The organism is Peterkaempfera bronchialis, assembly GCF_003258605.2.
In the GTDB taxonomy this organism is placed as follows: Bacteria; Actinomycetota; Actinomycetes; order Streptomycetales; family Streptomycetaceae; genus Peterkaempfera; species Peterkaempfera bronchialis.
Genome location: NZ_CP031264.1, coordinates 1,020,972 through 1,044,195, shown reverse-complemented (window position 1 = coordinate 1,044,195; position 23,224 = coordinate 1,020,972). Strand labels below are relative to the sequence as shown.

Here is a 23,224-nt window from a genome sequence, read left to right as displayed (position 1 = left end):
GCCCGGCGGAGGGGCCGCCGGGCGGGTGTATCGGATGGCGTCAGCGGCGGAAGGACCCGTGGTCCGAGCCGTCGGACCGCTGCGGGCCCAGCATCGGTACGCGCCCGACGACGGCCGCCTTGGTACCCGGGTTGAGATCGCGGTGGATCGCCCGAGCGATCCGCTCGATCGTGGTCACGCCATAGGCCATCGTCTGGTTGTCCTGCGTCAACACCACCATGCGGTAGTTCATCCCGTTCGTCCGGGTGAAGTCACCGATGCTGTGCACCCGCCAGCCGTGGGTGGCCCGTGGCAGCCAGCCGTTCTTGACATGCACGCCGACCCCGGTCGGGGCCCCGGCCGGGGTGCCCCAGCGCTGGGACGCCACCACGGCCGCCATCTTCCGCAGCCCATACGCCCGCGACGACGGCGTCAGTACCGTGTTGACGCCGTCCAGCAGGGCCAGCACCCGCAACTCGTCCTGCGCCGTGATCTGGGTCAGCCCCCAGGCGCCCCCGGCGTTCAGCGTGGTGTGGGTGAGGCCCGCCAGCGTGAGGAACCGCTGCACCCGGGCGCGGCCCAGGCTCTGCCACAGCTGCGTGGTGGCATCGTTGTCCGACTTGGTGATCATCGCGGTGATCAGCGCGTCCTCGCGCGCGGTCAGGTTCCGCTTCAGCTCCTGCGCCCGGCGCAGCACCGCCATCATCACGGTGACCTTCACCACGCTCGCCGAGTCGTAGTGCCAGGTGGAGCCCACCGCGCAGGAGGTGTCGGTGCGCCGGTCCCAGAGGGTCACCGAGACCCTTCCGGCCCGGCCCGACAGAGCGGTGCGAATGTCCTGGGAGAGCTTGGCCGCCAGCTTGGGGTCGCCGGTCGAGGTGCAGAGCTTCGGTGCGGTCGCCGCGTGGGCGGCGGGTGCGGGGGCGGCCAGGGGTAGCAGGGCGAGCGCGAGAGCTGCGGGCGCTATCCGCCGTGCCATACCGAACGGGGAGAGAAGCATGGGTTCCTTCCACGGACAGAGGCGGTGTTCGGTAGAAGAGATGTTCGACTGTGTAGCGAGTCTGCCGCACCCTGAGCCCGTCGTCACCCGGAAGCGCGCAGCCGGGCAGCCGCCTTCGACGGCTGTCCGCGCCGCGCCTCGGCGACCCGAACGAAGCCGTCCCGCACGGCTACCCCCGCATCGCGCCGTCCGCGGGCGGGTCGACCGGCCGACAGTCCGTCAGCCGGCCGCTGCCACGACGGTCGCCGTGCCGCCGGTGATGCGCAGCAGCTCCTTGTAAGCGGTGGGGAAGACGGTGCGGGGATGCCCGGCTGCGGCCCAGACCACCGGGTACTGCTCCAGCGCGACGTCCACAAAGGTCCGCAGCGGCTCCGGGTGGCCGACGGGAGCCACTCCGCCGATGGCCGAACCGGTGTGCTCGCGCACGAAGTCCGGTGCGGCCCGCCGCAGTTCGGGCAGCCCGTGGGTGGCGGCCAGCAGGGCGGTGTCCACCCGGTGGGCGCCGGAGGTCAGCACCAGGACGGGCGCTCCGTCGGCGTCGAAGACCAGGCTGTTGGCGATGGCACCCACCTCGCAGCCGAGCGCGGCGGCGGCCAGAGCGGCGGTCCGCACCTGGTCGTCCAGTACCCGTACTTCGCCCTCCGCGCCTGCCGCCCTGAGCGCTGCCCTGACGCGGTCAACTGCCGGATGCTCCATGGGTGAAGCCTAGTGGGCGGTGGCTGACCGTTCCCGCCCGGCAGCGCATCGGGTCCGGCCCCGCCCCCGCCCCCGCCGCTGTACAGACGGATACCCGCCGCCGTCGGGTTCACCATCCGGTAGCCGCCCGCCGCTGTGCCGCCCCGCCCCCGCCCCACTCGTCCGCTCCTGCCCGTGCGCCCCACCCCCGCCCCGCCGCCCGCGTACAGACGGATGCCCGCCGCCGTCGGGTTCACCATCCGGAAGCCGCCCGCCGCCCGACCTGGACGTATGGCGGCAGCCGTACTGCACCCGCCGGAAAGGGGTAAGGCTGACACCCATGGGAGTGCGTGGGATGGCGGCGGCGCTCGCCCCCGGCCGAGACGGCGGCCCCGACCGGCGGCCGGGGGCGCGGCTGCTGCTGCCCGTGGTCGCCTTCCTCCTCACCGCAGCGCTCTTCGGCCTGGTCCTGCTGCTGGTGGAGACCCACTGGGGACCGCTGCGCCGCCTCGATGCCGGGACCGCCGACCGACTCCACCGGCAGGCCCTGTCCCACCCCGCCTGGGTCTCCGCACTGCGGTTCCTCACCGAGGTGGTGTGGGCCCCGGTGACCATGCGCCTGCTGGTGGCCGCGCTCGTCGTCCGGCTGCTGTGCCGCCGGGCATGGCGGCTCGCCGCCTGGGCCGCCGTCACCACCACCGCGAGCGGACTGACCGGGGCGCTGGTCAAGCACGCGGTCGCCCGCGCCCGCCCCCGGCTGCCGGACCCGGTCGCCCACGCGCCCGGCTTCTCCTTCCCCTCCGGTCATGCGATGACCGCCGCCACCTGCTGCACGGTGCTGGTGCTGGTCCTGGCCCCGCTGGTGCCGCGCCGGTGGCGCCCGCTGCTCCTGGCCGCAGCCGTGGTCTCCGTCGTCGGCGTCGGCTACACCCGGGTGGCGCTCGGCGTGCACTGGGTCAGCGACGTGGCCGGTGGCTGGCTGCTCGGCCTGGCGGTGGTGGCCGCCACCACCGCCGTCTTCGAGACCTGGAACCCGAGGTATCCGCCGGCGGCCCGGCGCCGCCCGTCGGTGAGGTCGGCGGGCGGCGCGGGGCGCGGCGATGGGGGTTCCGAGGCTCAGCAGGTGAGGTTGGAGCCGGGGGTGGTGCCGAGGATCTGGGTGAAGCGCTGGTAGGCGTCGATGCGGCTCTGGACCTGGGCGGGGTTGCGGCCGTTGCATTCCAGGGAGCCGTTGATGCTGCGGATGGTCTCGCCGAAGCCGCGGCCGTTGACGATGGCGTTGTGGGGGGTCATGGTGCCGGGGCCGGTCTGGGTGTTCCAGTACCAGAGGGCGGTCTTCCAGGCGACGGCGGAGTCGGTCTGGACGAGGTTGGGGTTGTGGAGGAGGTCGATGCCGAGGGCGTCGCCGGCGGCTTTGTAGTTGAAGTTCCAGCTGAGTTGGATGGGACCGCGGCCGTAGTAGGCGGCTTGTCCGGCGGGGCAGCCGTAGGGCTGGCCGGTGTCGCAGTAGTGGGGGTAGTTGGCGGTGTTCTGCTCGACCACGTAGACCAGGCCGCCGGTCTCGTGGCTGACGTTGGCGAGGAAGGCGGCGGCCTCCTGCTTCTTGACGGTGTCGCTGCCGGTGGTGGCGAAGCCGGGGTAGGCGCCGAGCGCGGCGGTCAGGCCGCTGTAGCTGTAGAAGGAGTTCCGACCCGGGAACATCTGGTTGAACTGCGCCTCGCTGACCACAAAGCCACCCTGGCTCGGCGGCGTGCCGCCCCCACCGGTGCTGCCGCTTCCGCAGGAGTACGGCTCCCAGTACCAGGTGCTGATCACCGGGTCGTAGCCCGGGTTGTCGTGCGTCGCCCGGTAGAGACCGCCGTTGGTGTACCGGACGATGTCCCCGGTCGCGTACCACCGTCCGGCGACCCAGTCCGGGTGGCTGCACTCGGACCCCGAGCCGCCCCCGCCCCCGCTGCCGCAGGTGCCCTGGTCCGTCCAGACCCCGGAGGCCCCGCCGGGCGTCTCATTCTGGGTCCACCACTTCGCCGACCAGTTGTGCCCGCCGTACGAGACCGCCGCACCGCCCGTGTACGCGGTGGCGGCATTCCACGCCGCCGCGCAGTCCGCAGCGGAGGCAGAACCCGCCGGAACGGCGACCGCAAGGGCGCCTGCGAACGCGGCGGCGGAGAGACACGCCATGATGCGCTTCTTCGACATATGACCACACATCCTCAGTGCTGTGGGGGGTGACGTCACTCAACTTGCTTGGCCTATACCTGTCAAGGGTGTAGACCAATCCCCCCACGCAGCGACTCCGGCCTTGTCGGCCTGCGTGTGGCCAGCCAGGCTCTGCCCGGCGCCGGCGGGCATCGGTAGAGTCTGGTGATGTGCAGCCCCTGGTGCTCTTCGACCTCGACAACACACTTGTGGACCGGCAGTGCACGCTCGCAGAGTGGGCCGGCCGTTTTCAGGCGCGGCACGGCCTGAGCCCCGGGTCCGAACGCTGGCTCATCGGCCTCCTCGCGGACCGCGCCACTCCGGCTCACTTCGCCCGGGTTCGTGAGCGGTTCGTCCTTGACGAGTCCGTGGGGGCCCTGTGGAACCGCTACTGCTCCGACATCGCCGCTGCGGTGGTCTGCCCGCAGGAGGTGCTGTCCGGTCTGGAGGGGCTGCGCGCCGACGGTTGGCGGATCGGCGTGGCGACGAACGGGGCTGCCGACATCCAGTGGGCCAAGCTGCGCGCCACCCGGATCGCCGACCATGTGGACGCGGTGTGCATCTCCGAGGAGATCGGGGTGCGTAAGCCCGATCCGGCCATGTTCCATGAAGCGGTGCGTCGCTGCGGAGCCGTGTGTGACGGCGCCGGCATCTGGATGGTCGGCGACAGCCCGGTGAATGACATCGGCGGCGGCCAGGCCGCCGGTCTCCGTACGGTATGGATCAGCCGGGGACGCCCCTGGCCCGGTGACCTGCTGCCTCCCGATCGTCAGGTCGCTGAGGCGCGCGCGGCGATCGACCTGCTGGCCGCTGCCGGATCGGTGAGGAACGTCGAATGACCCGGTCCGCTCCAACGGTCGGAATCCTGCATCCCGGCAGCATGGGCGCGGCGGTGGCCGGTCAGCTGCGCAGCCGTGGCGTGGAGGTGCTGTGGCACTCCGCAGCACGCAGTAGTGCCACGGCTGCGCGGGCCGAAGCGGCCGGACTGGTGGCGGTCCGCGATCTGTCCGTCCTTCTGGAGCGGGCTGATGTCGTCATCTCCCTGTGCCCCCCGGCGGCGGCCGAGGATGTCGCCCGGCAGGTCGCGGAGCACGGCTTTGCCGGAAAGACCTACGTCGAGGCGAATGCCATCGCTCCGCAACGCATGCTGCGCATCGCGAACCTGTTGGAGGGCGCGACGGTCGTCGACGCAGCAGTGGTCGGTTCGCCTCCGGTCGGTGGAAAACGACCGCGCCTGTACGCCGCCGGGCCGCCTGTGGCGGTCGCTCGGCTCCGGGAACTCTTCGCCTCGACCGATGTACGCGTCCATCCGTTGGGGGAGGAGATCGGCAAGGCGTCGGCGCTCAAGCTCGCCTACACCAGCTACCAGAAAGTATCCCGTGTCCTGGCGGCCCTGGCGTACGGGGTGGCCGACGCCGGCGGCGTCGCCGACGAACTGCTCGACCTCGCAGGGCAGCGCCCGGGGAGCTATCTGGCCGAGACCGGCTACATCCCCAAGACCGCCGGTCGCGCCTGGCGCTGGGGGCCGGAACTGGACGAGGCCGCCGATCTGCTGGCCGAGGTGGGTCTGCCGGACGAGTTGATGCGCGCTGCCTCCGCCGTGCTCGCCCGATGGGACGGCGCCCGCGACGGCATCGACCTGGACATCGCGGGCGCCTTGCGTCAACTACGCGAAGGGTCCTGACCGGCCTTCGGCGATCTCCCTCAGGCGAACTGCGCAGCCCCGTATGCTCTACCTGAGTAGCAGTCAGCTGGAGATGCGGACGGATTGCACACCGGTGAGAGCGATGCGGGGGGAGGCAGGGTGACCAGTGACACCACAGCACCGAGCACGCTCACATTCGCCCTGGTGGGCGGTTTCGCGGGGTCCGGGAAGTCCGAAGCGGGGAAGCTGCTGGCGGCGTCGACCGGCTGGGCCATGCTCGACAAGGACACCCTGACCAGGCCGCTGACCGAACAGCTGCTGGTGGCCTTCGGCAGTGACCCCGACGATCGCCACAGCGACGTCTACACCGAGCGGGTCAGGCCGCTGGAGTACGACTGCCTGCTGAAGGCGGTCTGGGAGAATCTGGAGTGCGGGATCTCCGTCGTCGCCGTGGCACCGTTCATCAGGGAGGCGACCGACAGCCAGTGGATGGCGCGTGTCGTTCGGCGCTGCCGACGTCTTGGTGTGCGCTTCGAGACTTTCTGGATCGACAGCGACGCCGACTCCATGCGGGAGCGGCTCACCTCGCGCAACGCGTCCCGGGACACCTGGAAGCTCACCCACTGGTCCACCTATCTATCGGGAATGGACCTCGGCCTTCGGCCGGTGCTCGACCACCACCTGATCGACAACCGCATAGCTGCTGTCCGCCCCTTGGCCGAGCAGGTGGAGTCGGCCGCGCAGAGGCTCCAGGTGGCGGCATGAGCGGCGTCGTCCTCTACGGTCCGCCGACTGCGGGCAAGGACACGATCACGTCCGCCCTCTCCGCTGCCGACCCGAGGTTTCGGTTGGTCACCAAGCTCAAGCAGGGCTCCGGTCGCTCGGCTGGCTACCGCTTCGTCACCTCGGAGGAGCTGAGCGGGCTCCGGGACCAGGGCCGCATCGTGGTGGAGACGCGCCGCTACGGCAATGTCTACGCCGTCGACCGGCGCGACATTGCGGAACTGCGCTCCCAGGGGCTGATCCCCGTGGTCCACATCGGCAATGTCGCGGACCTCCGCCGGCTGCTCGGCGGCGCGGCGGCCGACTGGCTGCGAGTACTGCTCTGGGTACCGGCGGATGTGTGCGAGGAGCGTTCCCGCCTGCGTGGGGACGCCGACACGACCAAGAGGCTCACCGCCTGGGCCGAGACGGCCGCCGACCTCCTCGGCGCGGACGTCGACGGCCTTTTCGACGTGATCGTCCGTACGGACAGGCTGAGCGTCGACGCTGCCGTCGAAGCGATCGGCAGAGCGCTGCACGCTGCTCCCCGGGCCTGCACGCCCGATGAGTTGCGGTCGGTCCTGGACCTTCACCCGACGGCGGAGGCGAAGGGGAACTGACGCCGGAGCGATCACATGCCCGTCCACTACGCTCGGCAGAGGACCGCCCGTGGGGATCATCCGTACGCTTGAGGAACTGGCTGCCATCGGTCGGCAGCGAACCGTCTCCGACCGCAGTCTCAGCCTCCACCGTGACGAGATCGACACCGCACTCCTCCTCGACACGGTGGTCGCCGACCGGATCGCCTTCGAGCAGGTGTCCCTTGAAGGCCCGCTGACCGTCCGCTCGTGCCATATCGAGGAACTGGTCATCGACCATATCGAGGCCGACGCCCTCCTGGTCACCAACTCCCGCATCGGGCGGCTGACCGTCCGCAACGCGTCCCTCGGCTGTGACATCACGATCACCGATACCTCGCTCGTCTCCCTTGACCTCCACTCCTGCGGTGATGTCCACCTCCAGCGGCTGCGTGCCGAGCAGTCGGTGCGGCTGACTGCTCTGCGGGGATCGGTCAGGGTCAACGGCTCACGGGTCGCGGCCATGGCCCTGAAGAGCCAGGTGGCCTCCGGGCGCCTCGGGCGGCCCCGGGTGGAGATCAACGGACTTCATGCCGCCGAACACCTCTCCTTCGACGACCTGTGGCTTTTGGGTCTGGTGCTGCACGACCTCGACACGAGGGAGCTGATGCTCAAGCGAGTCCGCCTCGATGTACCCCTCAGGACCACGGATCTGCGCTGCAGTGACACCTTACGCGTCAACGGTCTGGTGCTCCCTGCGGGTGACAGCTGCATCGCCGACAGCGACATCCGGGGCCCGGTCGACGTCAGGGATCTGGAGGCGCAGGGCGACCAGGGGGCGGCACCGGCCCGGCTGTCCTTCCGCAACTCCACCCTGGCCCGGCTCACGGCCGGTTCCCGCGCCCCCTCGGTGATCGGTCTCCGGGGCACCTCCGTCACAGGTGCGCTCGGCCTGCCCACCGGGCGGTCCCGTTATGACCTCGATGAGGACTCCAGCGTGGGCGATCTGGAACTCACCGGGCAGACGTTTCGTAACTCGGACCAGGTTCTCTCCTTCCTGGACCGTGCCTTCACCGAGGTGACGGCGGCAGCTCTGGAGACCGTCAGGGCGGCCCTGGCCAGACGGAACAGGAACCGAGAGGTGGACCAGCTCTACTACCTCACCCGGCAGCGGGAAGCAGCCCTTCTGCCGCGTTTTCGGCGCTACCTCGTCCAGGGAGTCGTGGGCGGCTTCCTCGGGTGGGGCGTACGTGCCCGCAATCCCGCACGGGTGCTGCTGCTGGGCATCCTGCTCACGGCCGTCTGCCTCCATCTGGCCGGCCCGCTGCACGGGACCGGCCAGGGCTTCATGAGCGCGTCCGCAATGGTGAAGGCGCTTGTCCTCGCCGTCGCTCTCTGGCTGAACGTGGGAACCGGTGCTCCCTCGCAGCTCACCTCTCCGGGCTGGACGGCGCTGGCGGTCGCCTTCACCGCCGCCGGCCTGCTGTTCACCACACTCATCGTGGGCATGGTCATCCGCAAACTGGTGCGCTGAAGAGGCGCCCCGACGCGGTGCGGGCCGGGCGGAACGATTTCGGCTGCGCCTTCAGCCCGTCGGCCGCCGCCCCGCTCGCACTGCCCGCAAGGTTCCGCAGATCACCCGTCTGACGACCTCCGCCGCGGATCTCTCCGCCCTGGTCGAGCGGCGGACCGGCCGTCCGTGCCGTGGTGAGGGGGTGGGATCTGTAGCGGGCGGGGCGGGGCCGGTTCGGCGGGCATTGCTGGGTCGGTTGCCGTGCCTCTGCCGCGCAGGCGGTCCATCTCCTTCCACTCCGGCCGCAGGCCCGTGAGGTTGGTGGTGAGGAAGTACGCGGCGCCGGCGGCCAGCAGGGTGGGGGCGAGGCCGGCGGTGGCGACGGCGGCGCCGGCGATCAGTCCGCCGACGGGGATGCCGGCCCAGGCCATGGAGTCGCCCAGGGCGTTGACCCGGCCCAGCAGCCGGCGGGGGACCCGTTCGAAGGAGACCGCCCCCAGGATGGGGTTGAGGAAGCCCGCGCCGAAGCCGCCCACGGCGAAGACGGCCAGTACCGCCCACATCGGTGCGCCGAGGGCCAGCACCAGGAACCGGGGCGCCCCCGCGAGCAGGAACCCGGCGAAGAAGACCACCCGGCGCCGCATCCGGTGCGCGACCGCCGCCGCGATCAGCGAGCCGCCCACCGCTGCGATGCCCCAGGCGCTGCCGGTGAGGCCGATGGCCGTCGGGCCGCCGCCGGAGTCCTTGGCCCAGACGGGTACCAGCACCGTCATGAAGGCCGCGTCCAGCAGATTGGTGATGCCGACCATGACGATCACGGTGAGCAGCAGCGGTTCGCCGCGCAGGAAGCGCAGGCCCTCGCCGAACCGGCTCCAGTAGCCCGGCTCGGCCGGGTCGGCGGAGGTGTCGCTCTGCGACGTGGCCGACCGGCCCATGCCGCGCGGCAGGACCAGCCCGACCACCACCGAGCCGAGCGCGAAGCAGACCGCGTTGACGGCGACGCCGGTGAGCGGGCCGAGCAGGGCGACCAGCGAACCGCCCGCCGCCGGGCCGATGGTGGAGGCGAGCCGTTCGGTGACACCGGCCAGCCCGGTCGCCCGTTCCAGCGGCACCCGGCTGAGGTCGGCCGACTCGGGGACCATGATGTGCTTGGCCAGGTCGCCCGGGCCGCGTACCGCGCCGATGACGGCGACCAGCGCCAGCAGCAGCCCGAAGGAGAAGACGCCCAGGGCGTGCAGCAGCGGGATGAGCGCGGCGGCCGCAGCGCTCACCGCGTCCGTGATCCAGGAGACGCGGCGCGGGCCGACCCGGTCCAGCAGCGGTCCGGTGAGCGCCTTGACCAGGACGTAGGGGGCCATCTCGCAGAAGGCGACCAGCCCGGTCCGGGTGGCGCTGCCGGTGGTGGCGAGGACGAACCAGGGCAGCGCGACGGCGGAGATCCGGGTGCCGGTCAGCGACACCGCCATGGCGGTGAGTACCCCGGCCAGGGGTCGCAGTTCCCGGCGACCGCCTGCGCCCGGGTCGGCGCCCGGGTCCGGGCCTGCGGCGACGGCTGCGGGGACGGCTGCGGGGACATCGACGGGGGCGTCGGCGGACGCGGGTATCGGCGCGGGAGGTGCGGCGGTCACGGTGCCTCCGCCCCGGTCGCACCTTCGGAGCCTTCGGCCGACGCGGTTACGTCCGGCTCGGGCAACAGGTGGGCGATCAGCATGACCCGCTGCGCCTCGGCCGGAGCGCCCGCCGCGTCCTCCGGCGAGTCCCGCCGGTAGCGGGCGATGACCGCCACCAGCTCGCCATGGAGCGCGGCGGCCTCCCCGGGGGTGAGCCGCAGTGCCCAGTCGCTGATGTCGAACGCCTCCCGCCAGGCGCGCGGCATCGTCCGGAGCTCTCCCAGCGCCCGCTGGGTGCGCAGCGTGTGCGCGGCGGCGACGGACTGGCGGTACGCCTGGGCCGCCTCGGGCTCCTGCTCGGCCAGCGCCATGTCGTCGAACCGGGTCGTCTGGTGCATGGACCGCCACCAGCGTTCCCGCGCACTGCCCCGCTCGGTGTCCTCCTCCACGAACCCGGCGGCGGCGAGTCGACGCAGGTGGTAGCTGGTCGCTCCGGAGGTGAGCCCCAGGTGCTCGGCCAGCCTGGTGGCCGTCGACGGTCCGTACTGCCGCAGCAGTCCCAGCAGCCGCAGCCGTACGGGGTGGGACAGCGCGCGCAGACCTCCGGCGTCGAGGACGGCGTCGGAGGGGGAGGGGGAGGGGGAGGGGGAGGGCGGAGGGTGCTTCTCGTGCATGCGGAGACGATAGATTCCCAAAGACTTCTTTGCAAACATCCCTTTGCAATGCCTCTGCGGGGGCCTCGCACGTGAAGAGGCTCACAGGGATTCGTGGGTGTACGAGGCTTGCTCGTAGACGGCCGGTGGGGTGCCGGTCGCAGAATAAACATCTGATTTCGGGCATCTGCGTGTTTAAGCCGCACATGCGGCGAATCACGGGCAAATGGGCTGGTGAGGGAGGGGCGGCGGTCCGGCGCGGTCGTCCGCGAGGGGCGGTCCGGGGTCCGGCGGGGGTGGTTTCGCGGGGTCGGGGGCGGGTGCGGGGGTCCGGTCGGCTACGGGGCGGGGTCGTAGGAGGGGGTTTGTCGGGGTTCGGGCGGGTCGCTAAGACTGGGCCGAGTCCGACGGCGTCGGCGGGTTCGCAAGAGCCCGGCGCCCCTCCGGCACACCGAACCGAAACGGGTGCCACGGGCGCCAGGAGCCGCGAGGCCCGGCTGCCCAGTGAACCGATTGAGGTCCCAGACTGTGAAGCGCATCCCCATGTCCCGCCTGCATAAGTCCGCCGCCCTGCTGGCCGCCACCGCGGGGTTCGCCTCGCTGGCCGCCGCGGCCGCTCCGGCGGCGTCGGCCGCGACCGCCTCGCAGGCCCGGATGAGCGCGCACCAGCTGCACGTCCACCACGTCAACCACCTGAACCACACCGCCGGCGGTGACCGCGCCCAGGGCGCGACCGGCACCGCCTCCGCTGCTTCGGCTGCGGTGCGGCACGGCGGGCTGGCCGTCTCGGCCCCGGTGTCGGCGGGCGGGGCGCGCGGGGCGGCCCAGGCGATGGTCCCGGCCGGCCAGTGGGCCGCGTTCGACGCGATCATCAGCCATGAGAGCGGCTGGAACCCGCAGGCGGTCAACGCCTCCTCCGGCGCCTACGGCCTGGCCCAGGCGCTGCCCGGCTCCAAGATGGCCTCCGTCGGCTCCGACTGGAAGACCAACGCCGGCACCCAGATCAAGTGGGCCCTGTCCTACATGAACGACCGCTACGGCAGCCCGAACGCCGCCTGGTCCTTCTGGCAGACCCACCACTGGTACTGATCCCACCCGGCACGAGGCCCCAGGCACCCGCCTGGGGCCTCATGCCTGCCGTCGGACGCCCTGGGCGGTCAGCCGGTGCAGCCCAGTTCGCGGGAGATGTCGTCGGCGGTCCGGAGCAGTGCGGGCACCAGTGCGGTGAGCTCGGAGAGCGGCGCGATCACCTTGAGCGAGGTGATGGAGACGGCGCCGCAGACCGCGCCGGTGGTGTCCCGTATCGGTGCCGCGACGCAGTTCACGAACCCCTCGAACTCGCCGTCGTCCACGGCCCACCCCCGGGTGCGGATCCGGGTCAGCTCGTCGTTGAGGGCGGCGCGGGTGGTGAACGTCGTGCCGGTGTGCGGGGTGAGTGCCGCTGCCGAGAGCAGCCGGTCGGCCCGCTGCGGATCGAGGAACGCCATGATCACCTTGCCGACGGCGCTGGCGTGCAGCGAGGCCGGGCGGCCGATGCGGGAGTAGATGCGTACGGCGTCCTCCGCCTCGACCTTGTCCGCGTAGACGATCTCGCTGCCGACGAGTTCGGCGAGATGGATCGTATGGCCGCAGGCGTGGTGCAGCCGCCTGAGGTGGGGCGCTGCGGCCTGCCGGGTGTCCAGCGCGTCCAGCGACTGCTGGGCGAGCGAGATCAGCCGGGTGCCGAGGACATAGCGGCCGTCCTCCGTCCGCCGGGCGAACCCGTTGGCCTCAAGCGTCTGGAGCAGCCGCAGGGCGCTCGACTTGTGCATCCCGAGGTGGGCCGCGACCTCGTTGAGCGAGCGCGCCCGCTCCGCGATGAACTCGACGATCGAGATCGCCCGTTGCACCGTCTGGGACATGGCTGCCCCCTCCGAGACCCGACCACGATGACGCTGTTGCATATCTTGCAGGCGAAGTTGTGCACTGTGCAACACCTGACCGGGGCCGAGGCGCTGCTCGCGGAGCCGTACGACCCGTGTGGGGCGGGGCCGCCGTCGCGCCGGCTGACTTTCCCGCCGATGAGCGGGAGTTGACACTGCTCGTCACCTGGGAGCAGCCGGCGCCGCCCGCTCCGGGGCGGGCGGCGGCCTGGAGAGCAGCTCACAGCTCAGGACAGTAGTGCTCCGACTTCTGCCTGAGCCAACGTCAGCGCGGCCGCCCCGCCCCGTCTCACCCTTGCCCCGCCAAGGGGCCGTCACCGGTCCCTCCAGGGCAGCCAAGAGTACGCGAGTACACGCGGGAGCACCCGGGAGCCCCCGGCGTGAACCAATCCCGCCGCCAAAGCGTTCTCCCGCCTGAGCGACGCCGCCCACCGCCCGCCCGCCGCCCTCTGCGGTCGTGGCCTCGGACCCCCACCCGCCGCGCGAGGGCCCCCTTTCAGCCGGGCGACCGCACGGGTCCAGGCCCGCGAAGTAGGGCTGACGCCCCGTAGCCTGCGGCGCACCCTCCGTTGGCGGAACTGTGCTGTGTCGCGTTTCCGCCACGCAGGAACCGTTCCTGCGATGCCTCGCGACGTGTCAGTCTCCGCGCAACCCGAACAGGTGATCCCCGTCCGGGCGTCCCAGAAGGAGGAGTACGAATGCGCAAAAACTCCGCGCGCATACGGCAGGCAGTCCTGGCTCTTGCCACGGCAGCCGTCGTGGCGGTGACACAGACACCGTCCGCCGGTGCGTCCCCGGGTTCAGAGCGGCAAAAGTCGTCGGACTCGGGCTCGAGTGCCCTCAACGGGCACCGGCACGGCAAGGCGGACAAGGACCTGCCCGGGGCCGTAAGATCCCCGGCGGCCAAATCAAGAAACGCGGCAGCCAAGGCCAAGGCCCGGGTGAGCTGGAGCCGTTACGGCACGCCGACCACGGTCGTGCCGGACGGCAACGGTGACACCCTGGCGAAGGGGCTGCCGACCAAGCCGGAGCAGGCGGCTCGCGCATACCTCAAGACCAACGCGGAACTGTTCGGCGTCACCGCCGCCCAGGTCGACGCCCTCAAGCTGGTGTCGGTCAGCCCGATCGGCAAGGGCGCTGCGGTGCTGCTCGCCCAGGAGGTCGACGGCAAGCCGCTGGCCCGGGACGGTCAGGTCTCCGTCGGCGTGGTCGACGGCAGCGTGGTCAGCGTCACCGGCGCGCTCGCCCCGATCACCGGTACGCCCAAGGCGGCGACCCTCTCGGAGCAGGACGCCATCAAGGCGGCGCTGGCCGATGTGACGCTGTCGCCCGGCAAGCTGACCCAGAGCGAGGGCACCGGGAGGTGGCACAGGTACGAGGCCGCGGGCCTGGCCGGCACTCAGCTGGCCCGCCCGGTCGTCGTCGCCGACCCTGATGGCACGGTGCGCTCCGCGTACCAGGTGCAGGTCGGCAGCGCCAGCGAAGACCCGGAGATGTACGACATCGTCGTGGACGCCCGCACCGGCGAGGTGCTGGCCCGCGAGTCGCTGGTCGAGGACGAGGTCGCCGACGGGCACGACGGCAACCCGCAGTGGAAGGCGTTCCCCTTCTCGCCGCCGCTGAACGACTCCTCCGCCGACACCCGGGAGACCTACTGCTGGGTGCAGGGACCGGGCTGTGACAAGGCGGTCAGCGAGGACGCGCCGGGTGCGCCGCACCACGCGTGGGACATCGCCACCGGCGAGGGTGGCGGCACCTACGGCAGCTACTACAAGCTGGGCACCACGCTCGGCGCCAACGCCTTCTCCAGCGACGGCAAGGCGTCCAACGGGCGCAACTGGCTCAATGTCACGCCTGACGTGCGGCCGGACCGGGTGTACGACTACTCGTACACCGACGCCTGGCACGCCAGCGGCTGCGACCCCAAGGTGCTGACCGACCCGTCCCAGCCGGACCGGGACGCCGCTGTCGGCAACCTGTTCGTCCAGCACAACGGCATGCATGACTTCTCCTACCACCTCGGGTTCACCGAGACGGCCTGGAACATGCAGAGCGACAACTACGGCCTGGGCGGCAAGGGCGGCGACCCGGAGATGGGCAACGCCCGCTCCGGTGCCAACACCCCGAGCACCCGCAACAACGCCAACCAGAGCACCGGCGCCGAGGGCGGCGTGGCGCTGACCAACATGTACCTGTGGCAGCCGCTGGCCGGCTCCTTCTACGGGCGCTGCGCCGACGGTGACTTCGACGCCTCGGTCATCGGCCACGAGTACACCCACGCCATCACCAACCGGATGATCGGCGGCCCCGACGCCGGCATCTCCGGCACCCACGGTGGCTCCATGGGCGAGTCCTGGAGCGACCTGGTCGCCAGCGAGCGGCTGATCGAGACCGGCGCCGTCCCGGCGGGCGTCGACCCCTGGGTGGTCGGCCCCTACGTGACCGCCAACAACGAGCGCGGCATCCGTAACTTCGCGATCGACAAGAACCCGCTCAACTACTCCAACTTCGGGTTCGACATGGCCGGGCCGGAGGTGCACTCCGACGGCGAGATCTGGAACGCCGTGCAGTACGAGGTGCGCCAGGCGCTGGTCGGCAAGTACGGCGAGGCGACCAAGAAGGTCGCCGCCGCGTGCGCAGCCGGCAAGACCGCGGTCGAGCAGTGCGGTGGCGGTCGTCGCTGGATCCAGCTGATGTTCGACTCGTACCTGCTGATGGCCTCGGGCAAGATCACCATGGTGGACGCCCGTGACGCGATGCTCGCCGCGGACAAGATCCGCTTCCACGGTGAGGACCTCGACGTCATGTGGGGCGCGTTCGCACAGCGCGGCCTGGGCATCGACGCCACCGCCCTCTCCACCAGCGACACCCGTCCGCACGCGGACTTCGCCACCCCGGCCGCGCCGAACAGCACGGTGACCTTCAAGGTCGTCAACGGCGGCGAGGACATCCCCAACGCCAAGATCTACATCGGCCAGTTCAGCGCTCGGACCACCCCGATCGCCGGTACGACCGCTGACCTGAGCAACAAGGCGCTCTTCGCCAAGGGCCACTACGACGCCATCGCGGTCGCCCCGGGCTTCGGTCTGACCCGGTTCGACTTCCAGGTGGACGACGGCTCCAAGCAGAACGTCAAGATCAAGATGCAGCCCAACCTCGCCTCTGCGGCGGCCGGTGCCACCGCCACCGGTGACGGGCTCAACCTGGTCAAGCTGATCGACGAGGACGAGGGCACCAACTGGGCCTTCGTCGGTGAGTCGACCAAGACGTCGGTGACCGGCAAGGGTGTCAACATCCACCTGGCCGTCGACGCTCCGGTCAAGGTCCGCCGCATCCAGGTCAGCGCCATCAACCGGCCGACCGACAGCAAGGACCCGGGTGGCGACACCGCCGCGCAGAGCCGCTTCTCGGCCCTCCGCCGGTTCGAGGTCTCGGCCTGCACCCGCACCGCGACCGTCGACTGCTCGAAGTCCACGCAGTTCCACGTCGTCTACCTCAGCCCGGCCGATGCCTTCTCGGCGGTCAAGCCCCGCCCGGTGGCGCCGGACCTGACGATGCACAGCTTCGACATCCCCGCGACCACGGCGACCGACCTGCGCTTCGAGGCGATCACCAACCAGTGCGTCGGTGCTCCGGCGTACGCGGGCAAGCAGGACAACGACCCGAACAACGTCACCGACTGCGCCACCGGCTCCCTGTCGGCGTTCGACGTCCGGGCGTCGGAGTTCCAGGTCTTCGAGAAGTAATCCAGCGGTAGCGAGGGTGCGATCGGCACCTGAGCCCTCCGTGTGAGTCCTCGTGAAGGGGCCCTCGACCCGGCAGCACCGGGCCGAGGGCCCCTGATCGTACGAGGACCCGATCGGAGAAGGGGGTCACAGCCAGCCGTGGCGGGCCGCCTCCCAGGCCAGCTGCATCCGGGTCCGGACCCCGGTGGACTCCAGCAGGTCGCGGATCCGACGCTGCACGGTACGCAGGCTCAGGCCCAGCTGACCGGCGATTGCGCCATCGGTCAGCCCGGTGAGCAGCAGCGAGATCAGCAGCAGGTCCTCCGGCGGGGGAGCCTGCCCGGGACTCCGCTCCCCGATCCACCCGTCCTCGGTGAGCAGCAGCGGGGCGGCGCCCGCCCACAGCGCCTCGAAGAAGGCGACCAGGGCGTCGAGCAGCAGGCCCGGGTGGATCAGCACGGCGGACGGCTCGTCGGGTGCCTCGTCGGGTGCCTCGTCGGGTGCTTCGTCGAACACTCCGCCGGAGTATTCGTCCTCCGCCCAGTCGGACCGGGTGTCCGGCGGATCCTGCGGGCCGGGGCCGGGGTAGGTGGACCCCGGCGGTGAGGAGATCAGCAGGGCCAGCGATCGGTCCGCGATCACCAACTTGGCCGGAATCTCCGTCGTGACACGGGCTTGTTCACCGTGCCGGATGAACTCGCGGATCCGGTACACCTCGGGCCGCACCTCCAGCGCCGCCCGCTCATAGACCGCCCGGTAGCGCACGCCCGAGGCCAGCACACCGAGTTCGGTGTCGTTCCCCTGGGGCGATATCGCCACATTCGGTGGCTTGCACAGCGCCAGGACCTCGTCCCGGGCGCCTCGCTGCAACTGGTCGAACATCCGGGCTATCGCCGGTGTCCCGCTGATGGCCTCGATCATCTCGGTCGAGCCCCGGCGCCCCGCCTCACTGCGGTACTCCTCGGTGAGCTGCGCCACCACGGACTGCACGGCCTGGAGCTCCTGCTGCCTGCTCAGCAGGAGCGGGCCGAGAGCCAGGTCCGGAGGCGCCGCCCGGAACCGGTGCGCCGAGCCCGCGGCACGGCTCACCAGCCCCTTGGCCTCCAGCGTGTCGAGAAGCGCGGCTGCCTCGTGACCGGACAGGCCGAGTCGGCGGGCGAGTTGGGGCGGCGTGGCCGCCGGCATTTTGACCAGGCTGCGGTATGCGCGTACTTCCACAGGATCGAGACCGGCCGCATCGAGCATGGCGCTCCTCTTCCCTCTCCGCTCGTGTACTGGTCCCCGTTGCCGTATGTGGCTCGCGCATGGCCGGTTTCTGGCCAGGTGGAGCCGTCGGATAGGAGATCTTGACTCGCCACAGTCCCCCAGCGCCAGAGGTCATCTCGTGAATGAAGGTCCGCGCAGCGCCGCCGCCGCACCCGGCCGGGCCGGTGACCACCCCCCACACGGCGCTGAGCAGGGAAGATGTACAGTTCCGGGGGGCGGTGGCCCGGTGTGGCGCGATCCCTACTTTTCCGGCTATCTCGCCTCCTGTCCCCGCCTCCCCGCACCGGGGGTCCGGCGGACCGGGGCGGGTCAGCCGGCCTGCCCCGTGGGCATGATGGTGGTCTGCTGCAGGTTCACCCGGGGCGGCAGCGCGGCGATGAAGCCGACGATCTCGGCGATGTCCTGCGGGGTCAGCCACTCCATCGTCTCCTTGGACCCGTCCAGCCACTGAAGCGCGCCCGCATCGGTGACATGGCTCTGCAACTCGGTCCCGACGATGCCCGGTTCGATGGCCGCGACCCGCACCCCCCGGGGTCCCAGCTCCACCCGCAGGTGGCGGGAGAGATGGGTGACGTACGCCTTGGTGGCGGAGTACACCGCGACATTCGGGAAGATGTTCTGCGCCGCGATGGAGGAGGTGTTGATCAGGTCGGCCACGCCGCGTTCGGCGGCGGCCTCGACCAGCTGCGGGGTGAACGCGCCGATGGCATGCATCAGACCGGCGACGTTGAGGTCGATCTGCTGCTCCCACTGGTCGGTGCGCAGCTCCTTGATCGGGGCGGGCAGCATCACCCCGGCGTTGTTGAACAGCAGGTCGGCGCCGCCAGGTGTGCGGCGGACGCCTCGCCGATACCGCTGGAGGCTCCGGTGACGACGGCGACTCGGCCTCCTCCATTCAGCGAACCACCCGCACACCCGCCCCGCACGCGGTCGGCGGCGCTGGGACCGCAGGGCCGAGAGCGCCGCCGAGACCGTCGCCATCCTCGCCTCGGGTGGGTGACGCGCCCCGGTCCTCCGCTGTCGGCGTGGGGCGTGGTGTCAGGTGAGGTCGGAGATCCAGGCGTCGACGGTGGTGACGTCGGCCTGGCGCCGGAAGACCTTCTCCGTCAGCACCCGGTGGACCTCGGGGTCGGCGTCGCCACAGCCGTCGGCCAGGACGGTGAGGCGGTAGTCGAGGTCGGCGGCCTGGCGGAGGGTGGACAGGACGACGCCGCTGGTGGCGAGGCCGGTCAGGACCAGGTGGTCGATGGCGCCGCCGCGCAGCACCAGGTCGAGGTCGCTGCCGGCGAAGGCGCTGACGCGCTTCTTGGTGACGATGCACTCGCCGGGGCGGGGCGCGACGTCCGGGTGGATGGCGGCTTGGGGGTCGCCGTCGGTGAAGGCTCCGTCGGGCAGGGCGCTGAAGAGCGGGCTGGACTTGGTCTCCGGACGGCCGGGGCGGAAGCCGATGACGACGAACACCACGGGTACGCCTGCGGATCGGGCCGCGGCGACGGCGCGTGCGAGGCGGGGCGTGTAGTCGGGGTCGGGGATGCGGTCGGTGATGGCCTTCTGGACGTCCATCACGAGCAGGGCGGAGTTGGTCACGGTTCGTCCTTGGTGTTTCGCGGCGGGTCCTGTCGGGCGGGGGCCCGGAGGTCCCGGTCACCGGTCGGGGTGCTGGGGTTCCGTCTCGGCGGGGGCGTCGTCCTTGCGTGGTGCGCCGAGGCGGCGCAGGGAGCGGTCGACGACGGTCACCGCGAGGAACAGGGTGCTGATCGCGAGCATGAAGGCGGCGAGGTGGTGCAGGCCGTCGGTGTCGGCGCGTTGGCCGAAGAAGGTGCCGCCGGCGGCGGAGGCGATGATGGCGCCGAGGTAGCCGAAGGTGCGCAGCAGCCCGGCGGAGGAGCCCATGCGTTCGCCGTCGGCCTGGTGGAAGACGGCGTTCTGCAGGGCGAGGTTGTTGAGGCCCTGGGGCACTCCGAGGACGATCACGACGGCCAGGAGCATCCACAGGGGGCTGTGGGCGTGCAGCAGGAGCAGCAGGCCGCAGGCGGCGATCTGGCCGACGGCGCCGACCAGGAGCTTGCTGCGGATGGCCTGGCGTCGTCCGGTGAGGGTGGAGACCACGATCGCGGTGGCGAACAGGGGGAGCTGCACCAGACCGGCCTGGGAGGGGGACAGCCCGCGTCCCTCCTCCGTCCACTGGGTGTAGCCGTACAGGAAGGCATAGCTGACGACGTAGGCGAGCAGGGTCCTGGCGTAGGTGGCGAGGAGCGGCAGATTGCCGCCGAGGACGCGTACGTCGATGAAGGGCTGCCGCGCTCGCAGCTCGCGCCAGGTGAAGCCGGCTGCCGCGGCGACGGTCAGCAGCAGCAGGTACCAGTCGCCGCCACGGGGGTTCATGAGGAACAGCAGGAGGCAGACGAGCGCCACGGCGAACAGGCCCATGCCCGGCAGGTCCAGGTCGCTCACGGGGTGGCGGCCGTCGTCGCGGCGGGAGGCGGGGGTCGCAGGGAGGCGGCGGGCGCCGAGGTACAGGCCGGCTGCCGCGAGGGGGATGTTGACGGCCAGGGTCGCGCGCCAGCCGCCGACGCCGATCAGCAGGCCGCCGAGGCTGGGGCCGATGACGGCGATGGTCTGGGTGGTGACGGCGAGGGCGGTGAGGACGCCGGCGGGGCTCTGCCGGCCGGTGCGTCGGGCCTCGGTGCGGATGAGGTACATGGCCGCCGGATAGCCGGAGCAGGTGCCGAAGCCGAGCAGTACCCGTGCGGCGATGAGCACGCCGAGGTTGGGGGCGAGCATGCCCACGACGCCGGCGGCACCGGTCAGCGCCGTCCCGGCCAGGAACAGGCGGCGGGGTCCGAAGAGGTCGATCAGCCGTCCCACGACCGGTTGCCCTATGGAGGTGGCCAGGTAGAGGGCGGATATGAGCCATGCCGTCCGGGAGGGCGGGGCGCCGAAGGCGGCGCCGATCGGTACCAGTGAGACGGAGATGATGGAGGAGTTGACCGGGTTGAGTACCGATCCCAGCATCATCGGGGCAAGCAGGCGTCGGTCGAAGCCGTCCGCCGATCCCTTGGCGCTGCCGGGGCGCAGCCGGCGCAGGACGCGGGTCAGGCTTCCGGTCACGACCGGACGATCCGATCCAGCAGGGCCGTCGCGGCGAGGAGGGTGCGGCGTTCCTCCTCCGTGCACTGGTCCTCCAGGGCGCGGGTGAGCCAGCCCTCGCCGACTCGGCGGCGGTCCTCCAGGAAGGCGTGGCCGCTGCCGGTGACAAAGACCAGCTGGCGGCGGCCGTCCTCGGGGTCCGGGCGGCGGGAGACGAGCCCGCGCTCCACCAGGACGCCGACGGTGGCGGCCACCGACTGGTGCCGGACGCGTTCGGCGGCCGCCAGGTCACTGACCGACGCCTCGCCGTCCTTGTCCAGCCGGCTGAGCACGGACATCTGGGACGGGGTGAGGTCGCCGGGGTCGTAGGTCTCGCGCATGCGGCGCTTCAGCCGGCTGAGGACCACACGGACCTCGCGGGCCGCGCGCGCGGCTGATTCGGACACGCTGTCCTGGCTGCTGGCCATCTCACGCATATATACAGGCTAGCTTGCGCAGTCCAGACTGCGCAAACTCCGAAGCGCGACGGCTGCGCCTCTCCGCCACCGCCGAACGCCGGCTCCCCGGCCGCATCCCCGCCCCCGGAGGCGACCGGATCGCCGTTCGGGCACTGCTGCCAGCGGCGACGGCTGGGGCCTCGGCCTGATGACGGCCGCCCTCTGCCCTCGTAGCCACCAGAGCCGGACTCATCAGGGTGCCGCCTTCGAAACATTCGGTCACGGTCGCCACGGGCGCGGGACCTGACGGACCGCGCAGCGCTCCCATGAGCCGCATCGACGGCCTGGCGGACACCCGTGGGCCACTGAGGCGACCACGTCCGGCCGGTGCCGCGCCATCCGGTCTCCCGGCCATCGGCAGCCGCGACTTGCTCGACCATTCCCCGGCGAGCCCGGTCCGCCGGACGCAGCCGACGGAATGTCATGACAGGACTCTTGACCCGCCCCTGCGCCAGCCCCTACCTTTCCCCAAGTTTGCGAAAGAAACGTCGAAACTTTCGACCACTGCGCCGGGTCGGGTCGCGGCTCTGGCGCGTCCGGAGGGGATATTTCGTGCTGAAGATAACCCGCACCGCTGCTCTGACCGCTGCATCCATGGGCCTGCTGCTCTCCGCCGCAGTGCCGATGGCGTTCGCCCACTCAGCCTCCGGGCACCCCGCGCCCCTGGCCCCCGGCCAGAACGCCCACACCTCGGCCAGACCCCTGGACCAGACCCTCGCCACGCTCGGCAAGCGGGCCGGGGTGCGCATCGGCACGGCGGTGAACACGGACGCCCTGGCCGACGAGCCCGCCTACACCCGGCAGGTGGCCACCCAGTTCTCCTCGGTGACCCCGGAGAACGTGATGAAGTGGGACGCCGTCGAGCCCAGCCGGGGCAGCTACAACTGGAAGGCCGCCGACCAGCTCGTCTCCTTCGCCCGCGCCCACGGCCAGCTGGTCCGCGGCCACACCCTGGTCTGGCACAGCCAGCTCCCGTCGTGGCTGACCAACGGCTCGTTCACCCCCGCCCAGCTGCGCGACATCCTCCGCAAGCACATCACCGACGAGGCCGGCCACTTCAAGGGCAAGATCTGGCAGTGGGACGTCGTCAACGAGGCGTTCAACGACGACGGCACGCTGCGCGACACCATCTGGTTGCAGCAGCTCGGCCCGGGTTACATCGCCGACGCATTCCGCTGGGCCCACCAGGCCGACCCCAAGGCCGTCCTGTTCATCAACGACTACAACATCGAGGGCGTCAACGCGAAGAGCACCGCCCTCTACAACCTGGTCAAGAAGCTGCGCGGCCAGGGTGTGCCGATCCACGGCGTCGGTGTCCAGGGCCACCTGGACGTGCAGTACCCCGCCCCGCACGACATCGCCCAGAACCTGGCCCGCTTCGACGCCCTCGGGGTGCAGACCGCCATCACCGAGGCCGACGTCCGTATCCCGCTGCCCTCCGACAACACCAAGGTCGAGGCGCAGAACCAGGCGTACAGCACCCTCCTCCAGGGCTGCCTGCTGACCGCCCGCTGCACCGACTTCACCGTCTGGGGCTTCACCGACAAGTACTCCTGGGTCCCCAGCGTCTTCACCGGCGAGGGCGACGCCAACATCATGGACGCCGACTACCAGCCCAAGTCCGCGTTCACCGTCCTCCAGCAGGACCTGCTCCTGGCCGGTCGCCACCGCTGACCCCCCCTCGGCCGCGCGCCCCGGCCCCCACCGGGGCGCGCGCCCCGCGAGAGCTCCGGCGGCCAGTGGGTGTCCACGGCCGGCTCGTATCCCGGGGCGATGCGGTCGAGCAGTTCCGGGGTGGCCGTGTCCGCCCGGGTCAGCCGATGGACGCGAACCCTGGATGGAGAGCGCGACGTTCTGCCGCTTGCGGGCCTGGTCGGCGCGTGTGCCCGTGTGGTCGAGTAAACAGCGCTGCGGCATCGGCGCCGATGGCGGTCTCCGTCGGGAGCCGGATCCCCTGCCACGCCTGGTGGCCGGTCAGCAATCTCATCCAGGTCCACACCCTCAACGCCATGGGAACCTGAAGGACACGCACCACCCTCAGCAGGAGCTGCGCTGCAAACGGGCGTGTGGCCTCTGCGTTAGGCGCCTCAGGTCGCCGAAACGGCTCAGA

The 23,224-nt window shown here is 71.3% G+C and carries 20 protein-coding genes; 9 read left to right on the top strand and 11 right to left on the bottom strand.

The window, feature by feature from the left end:
- Positions 1–40: 40 nt before the first annotated feature.
- Together C7M71_RS04540 and C7M71_RS04535 are read right to left on the bottom strand one after the other, a co-directional pair.
- On the bottom strand, positions 41–979 hold the full coding sequence (locus C7M71_RS04540) for a serine hydrolase (RefSeq protein WP_229758540.1): 939 nt from the start codon (positions 977–979) through the stop codon (positions 41–43).
- Between the two features lie 219 nt (positions 980–1,198).
- Complete coding sequence (locus tag C7M71_RS04535; protein WP_111491007.1) at positions 1,199–1,675, bottom strand: YbaK/EbsC family protein; 477 nt, start codon at positions 1,673–1,675, stop codon at positions 1,199–1,201.
- Between the two features lie 319 nt (positions 1,676–1,994).
- Here C7M71_RS04535 and C7M71_RS04530 point away from each other — a divergent pair, with 319 nt between their 5' ends.
- Positions 1,995–2,828 carry a phosphatase PAP2 family protein gene (locus C7M71_RS04530; protein ID WP_229758539.1) on the top strand — a complete coding sequence of 278 codons (834 nt, stop codon included), beginning with the start codon at positions 1,995–1,997 and terminating at the stop codon, positions 2,826–2,828.
- On the opposite strand, the gene C7M71_RS04525 is transcribed toward C7M71_RS04530, so the two are convergent.
- The gene (locus tag C7M71_RS04525) at positions 2,771–3,853 is read right to left on the bottom strand and encodes a glycoside hydrolase family 19 protein (RefSeq protein WP_114914184.1); all 1,083 of its coding nucleotides are present in this window, start codon (positions 3,851–3,853) and stop codon (positions 2,771–2,773) included. The two genes, C7M71_RS04530 and C7M71_RS04525, sit on opposite strands and share 58 nt — an antisense overlap.
- A 170-nt stretch (positions 3,854–4,023) precedes the next feature.
- Between C7M71_RS04525 and C7M71_RS04520 the strand changes: the two genes are divergently transcribed.
- The 5 genes from C7M71_RS04520 (at position 4,024) to C7M71_RS04500 (ending at position 8,372) form a co-directional block, all read left to right on the top strand.
- Entirely contained in the window at positions 4,024–4,692 is a 669-nt protein-coding gene (locus tag C7M71_RS04520) for an HAD family hydrolase (RefSeq protein ID WP_111493773.1), read from the top strand.
- Positions 4,689–5,537 (top strand): NAD(P)-dependent oxidoreductase, encoded by an 849-nt coding sequence (locus C7M71_RS04515; RefSeq protein WP_111493771.1) that lies wholly within the window; start codon positions 4,689–4,691, stop codon positions 5,535–5,537. The genes C7M71_RS04520 and C7M71_RS04515 overlap by 4 nt, the downstream gene beginning before the upstream one ends.
- Before the next feature lie 120 nt (positions 5,538–5,657).
- On the top strand, positions 5,658–6,263 hold the full coding sequence (locus C7M71_RS04510) for an AAA family ATPase (protein WP_111493769.1): 606 nt from the start codon (positions 5,658–5,660) through the stop codon (positions 6,261–6,263).
- Positions 6,260–6,880 (top strand): nucleoside/nucleotide kinase family protein, encoded by a 621-nt coding sequence (locus tag C7M71_RS04505; RefSeq protein ID WP_111493767.1) that lies wholly within the window; start codon positions 6,260–6,262, stop codon positions 6,878–6,880. Before C7M71_RS04510 ends, C7M71_RS04505 begins: the two co-directional genes overlap by 4 nt.
- Before the next feature lie 49 nt (positions 6,881–6,929).
- Positions 6,930–8,372, top strand: coding sequence for a hypothetical protein (locus C7M71_RS04500; protein ID WP_111493765.1), 1,443 nt, complete (start codon positions 6,930–6,932; stop codon positions 8,370–8,372).
- A gap of 101 nt (positions 8,373–8,473) precedes the next feature.
- On the opposite strand, the gene C7M71_RS04495 is transcribed toward C7M71_RS04500, so the two are convergent.
- Both C7M71_RS04495 and C7M71_RS04490 read right to left on the bottom strand, forming a co-directional pair.
- Complete coding sequence (locus C7M71_RS04495; protein ID WP_229759048.1) at positions 8,474–9,847, bottom strand: MFS transporter; 1,374 nt, start codon at positions 9,845–9,847, stop codon at positions 8,474–8,476.
- 128 nt (positions 9,848–9,975) lie between these two features.
- Positions 9,976–10,635, bottom strand: a complete 660-nt coding sequence (locus C7M71_RS04490; RefSeq protein ID WP_111493763.1) for a winged helix-turn-helix domain-containing protein — start codon at positions 10,633–10,635, stop codon at positions 9,976–9,978.
- A gap of 522 nt (positions 10,636–11,157) precedes the next feature.
- On the opposite strand from C7M71_RS04490, the gene C7M71_RS04485 reads away from it, so the two are divergent.
- Complete coding sequence (locus tag C7M71_RS04485; RefSeq protein ID WP_407675860.1) at positions 11,158–11,703, top strand: aggregation-promoting factor C-terminal-like domain-containing protein; 546 nt, start codon at positions 11,158–11,160, stop codon at positions 11,701–11,703.
- A 68-nt stretch (positions 11,704–11,771) separates the two neighbouring features.
- Here C7M71_RS04485 and C7M71_RS04480 read toward each other — a convergent pair whose 3' ends face one another.
- Positions 11,772–12,515 (bottom strand): IclR family transcriptional regulator, encoded by a 744-nt coding sequence (locus C7M71_RS04480; protein ID WP_111490388.1) that lies wholly within the window; start codon positions 12,513–12,515, stop codon positions 11,772–11,774.
- A 962-nt stretch (positions 12,516–13,477) separates the two neighbouring features.
- Between C7M71_RS04480 and C7M71_RS04475 the strand changes: the two genes are divergently transcribed.
- Positions 13,478–16,282: a M36 family metallopeptidase gene (locus C7M71_RS04475; RefSeq protein WP_162824132.1), complete on the top strand. Its 2,805-nt coding sequence runs from the start codon at positions 13,478–13,480 to the stop codon at positions 16,280–16,282.
- Between the two features lie 126 nt (positions 16,283–16,408).
- Here C7M71_RS04475 and C7M71_RS04470 read toward each other — a convergent pair whose 3' ends face one another.
- The 5 genes from C7M71_RS04470 to C7M71_RS04450 form a co-directional block, all read right to left on the bottom strand.
- Positions 16,409–17,506 (bottom strand): helix-turn-helix domain-containing protein, encoded by a 1,098-nt coding sequence (locus C7M71_RS04470; RefSeq protein WP_111490386.1) that lies wholly within the window; start codon positions 17,504–17,506, stop codon positions 16,409–16,411.
- Positions 17,507–17,836: 330 nt separating this feature from the next.
- Positions 17,837–18,508, bottom strand: coding sequence for an SDR family oxidoreductase (locus tag C7M71_RS04465; RefSeq protein WP_229758537.1), 672 nt, complete (start codon positions 18,506–18,508; stop codon positions 17,837–17,839).
- Positions 18,509–18,565: 57 nt separating this feature from the next.
- The gene (locus C7M71_RS04460; RefSeq protein ID WP_111490385.1) at positions 18,566–19,114 is read right to left on the bottom strand and encodes a cysteine hydrolase family protein; all 549 of its coding nucleotides are present in this window, start codon (positions 19,112–19,114) and stop codon (positions 18,566–18,568) included.
- 57 nt (positions 19,115–19,171) lie between these two features.
- A complete protein-coding gene (locus C7M71_RS04455; RefSeq protein WP_111490384.1) occupies positions 19,172–20,638 on the bottom strand; it encodes an MFS transporter in 1,467 nt (488 codons plus the stop codon).
- On the bottom strand, positions 20,635–21,093 hold the full coding sequence (locus C7M71_RS04450) for a MarR family winged helix-turn-helix transcriptional regulator (protein ID WP_407675859.1): 459 nt from the start codon (positions 21,091–21,093) through the stop codon (positions 20,635–20,637). Before C7M71_RS04450 ends, C7M71_RS04455 begins: the two co-directional genes overlap by 4 nt.
- A 615-nt stretch (positions 21,094–21,708) precedes the next feature.
- On the opposite strand from C7M71_RS04450, the gene C7M71_RS04445 reads away from it, so the two are divergent.
- Positions 21,709–22,788 (top strand): endo-1,4-beta-xylanase, encoded by a 1,080-nt coding sequence (locus C7M71_RS04445; RefSeq protein WP_407675970.1) that lies wholly within the window; start codon positions 21,709–21,711, stop codon positions 22,786–22,788.
- Positions 22,789–23,224 lie beyond the last annotated feature (436 nt).